Origin of the sequence: uncultured Anaerotruncus sp. (assembly GCF_902490045.1) — a bacterium.
GTDB lineage: Bacteria > Bacillota > Clostridia > Oscillospirales > Ruminococcaceae > Anaerotruncus.
The window spans coordinates 1-2,877 of the sequence record NZ_CABUCJ010000186.1; the positions used below are offsets into that span (position 1 = coordinate 1).

The window sequence follows — 2,877 nt, forward strand, 5'->3', positions numbered from 1 at the left end:
GACCGTCACCCATGACGACTTTGAGAGATACCTTTACGGGCGCCTCACCGAACAGCGGGACGCCCTGCACGATTCCGAAGCCTGTTCCCTGCTCGACGAGAAGGTCGAACAGCTTGAGGCCGCCCTGCCCGGCAGGGAAGCCTTCTCCGATTACTGCCGGGTCCTGCGCACCCGCGCAAACTACGAAATCCGCTGGGCCTACTGGCGCGGCTATCTCGACTGCGTCTCCCTGCTCAAGCGCCTCTCCGTCCTCTAACAGGAAGCGGCCACCCGATGGGCGGCCGCTTCTTTTATCCGCATGTCATTCCCACTTGTTGGGGGTTTCGAGATTAGGTTGAGCCCTCAGCTAGTGTACCCGTGGGGAGCGGCGGCAGTTTGCGGGTCTTGGCAAGGTACTCCCGGAGATTCCTAAGAACCCGGCGGAGGGTTCTTAGGCGCCCTTCTTTGGTTCCTTTCTTGGGCGAACAAGAAAGGAACTCGCCGCCGGTCGACTACCGGCAGGCCCTCCGCTCACTGAGCGGAACATCTAAAACCGCCGCGCGGCGGAACGCGCTCGTGTTTCTTGCCGCTTGGAAAGCGGCAATCCCCGATGGCACCATGCCTTCGGGCCGGGGCAGGCCGGAGCGGGCCACCGACAAGCTCCGCCGCTCAATGAGCGGCCAATCTTTTAAAAATCCATTTAAAAAGCACCCTGAGCTCGTGGAAAACGAGCGGCAGCAGCGCGAGCAGCAGCAGGTCGATCCACTCGGTAAAGGAGAGCGCGACGGTGCCGAAGGCGGCCGTCAAAAACGGGACCTCGGTGACGGCGATCTGAAGCCCGACGCCAACGGCGAGGGAAAGGAGCATCGTCCGGTTTTCGAGGTGGTTCATGCGGAAGATCGAGCGGTCGACGTCGCGCATGCCGACGGCGTGGAAGAGCTGGGAGGTGGCGAGCGTCACAAAGGCGTAGGTCTGCGCGTGGATAAGGACGTTGGGATTTTCTAGCAGCGCACGGATGCTGTCGAAGGAGATGGGTGCGCAGGCCGTCGTAAGGAGCCGAATGGGCGAATAGAGGAAGGCGGCCAGCGTCATCCCGGCGATCACCACGCCGTAGAAAAGGGTGAGCGCGAACCCGCCGTGGGCGAAAAGACTCTCCCCCGGGTCGCGGGGCCGCTGCTTCATGATGCCGGGGGCCTTGGTGTCCACGCCGAGCGCGAGCCCGGGGAGGCTGTCGGTGATGAGGTTGACCCAGAGGATGTGAATCGCGCGCAGCGGCGCGGCCAGCCCTGCCGCGATCGATACGAACATCGCGATCACCTCGCCGAAGTTGGAGGAGAGCAGGAAGAGCACCGATTTTTTGATGTTGGCGTAGATGCCGCGCCCCTCGCGCACCGCCTTTTCGATGGTGGCGAAGTTGTCGTCGGTGAGCACCATGTCCGCCGCGCCCTTGGCCACGTCGGTGCCGGTGATCCCCATGGCCACGCCGATGTCGGCGGCCTTGAGGGAGGGCGCGTCATTGACGCCGTCGCCCGTCATCGAGACGATGTGCCCGCGGCTCCTCAGCGCCCTCACGATCATGACCTTGTGCTCGGGGGAGACGCGCGCGAACACCCACAGGTCCTCCACCCGCCCGTCAAGCTCTTCCTGGGACATTTCCGCAAGCTCCGCGCCGGTCAGGCACTGGTCCTCCCGCTCGGCGATGCCCAGCTCCTTCGCGATCGCAAGCGCGGTATCGCGGTGGTCGCCGGTGATCATGACGGTGCGGATGCCCGCGTTTTTGAATTCCTGCACGGCCGCCTTCGCCTCGGGGCGGGGCGGGTCGATCATGCCGGCGAGGCCGACGAAGCAGAGGTCCTCCTCCTCAGCGGCTTCGTTGCCCTCCCGACGGGCGAGCGCCAGCACCCGCAGCGCGAGCTTCGCCATCTCGCCCGCGGCCGCGAGGATCCGTTCCAGGTCGGCGCCGGTCATCGGGCGTTCGGCGCCCTTCTCATAGATGCGCGTGCACCGGGCGAGCAGGATGTCGGTCGCGCCCTTTGTATAGGAGACGGTTCCGGCGGCGGTTTTGTGCACGGTGGTCATCATCTTGCGGTCGGAGTCGAACGCCTGCTCGTTGACGCGCGGCAGGTCGGCCTCGAGCCCCTCCCTGCTCACGCCGAGCGGCGCGCCCATGTCGAGCAGCGCGAGCTCGGTGGGATCGCCCACCCGCGCGCCGCTCTCGGCGGAGGCGTCGTTGCAGAGCACGAACCCGGTGACAAATTCCCGGTCGCGGCCGTAATTGAGCACGCTTACATCGCGCAGCACGCCGTCCAGCCACGCCTTGGTGACGGTCATGCGGTTCTGGGTGAGGGTGCCCGTCTTGTCCGAACAGACGACGCTGACCGCGCCGAGCGTCTCGACCGACGGCAGCCGCCGCACGATCGTGTTGACCCTGACCATCCGCTGGACGCCGAGCGCGAGCACGATCGTCACGACGGCGGGCAGGCCCTCGGGGATCGCCGCGACGGCCAGGGAGATCGCCGTCAGCAGCATTTCGGGGATGTCGCGGCGCTGGAGCACCGCGATGCCGAACATCGCCAGGCAGACCGCGACCGCCACGACGCCCAGAATCTTGCCGAGGTCGGCCAGCCGCTTCTGGAGCGGGGTGAGCTCCTGCTTCTGCCCGGCGAGCATCGCCGCGATCCGACCGATCTCGGTGTCCATGCCGGTGGCGGTCACGACCCCCTCGCCGCGGCCGTAGGCCACGCTTGTCGAGGAGAAGGCCATATTGACCCGGTCGCCGATGCCCGGTTCCCCCTCGGCGATGAAATCAGCGTCCTTTTCGGCGGGCACCGATTCACCGGTGAGGGCGCTCTCCTCCACCTTGAGGTTGACCGACTGGATCAGCCGCAGATCGGCGGG

At 66.1% G+C, this 2,877-nt stretch carries 2 protein-coding genes; one reads left to right on the forward strand and one right to left on the reverse strand.

From position 1 onward, the window contains the following. A partial coding sequence (locus RDM88_RS12450; protein ID WP_308755145.1) for a hypothetical protein occupies positions 1 to 256 on the forward strand: 256 nt, incomplete at its 5' end. A gap of 392 nt (positions 257 to 648) precedes the next feature. Here the strand turns inward: RDM88_RS12450 and RDM88_RS12455 are convergent. After that, positions 649 to 2,877, reverse strand: a 2,229-nt coding sequence (locus tag RDM88_RS12455; protein WP_308755146.1) for a cation-translocating P-type ATPase, incomplete at its 5' end; no start/stop codon positions are given.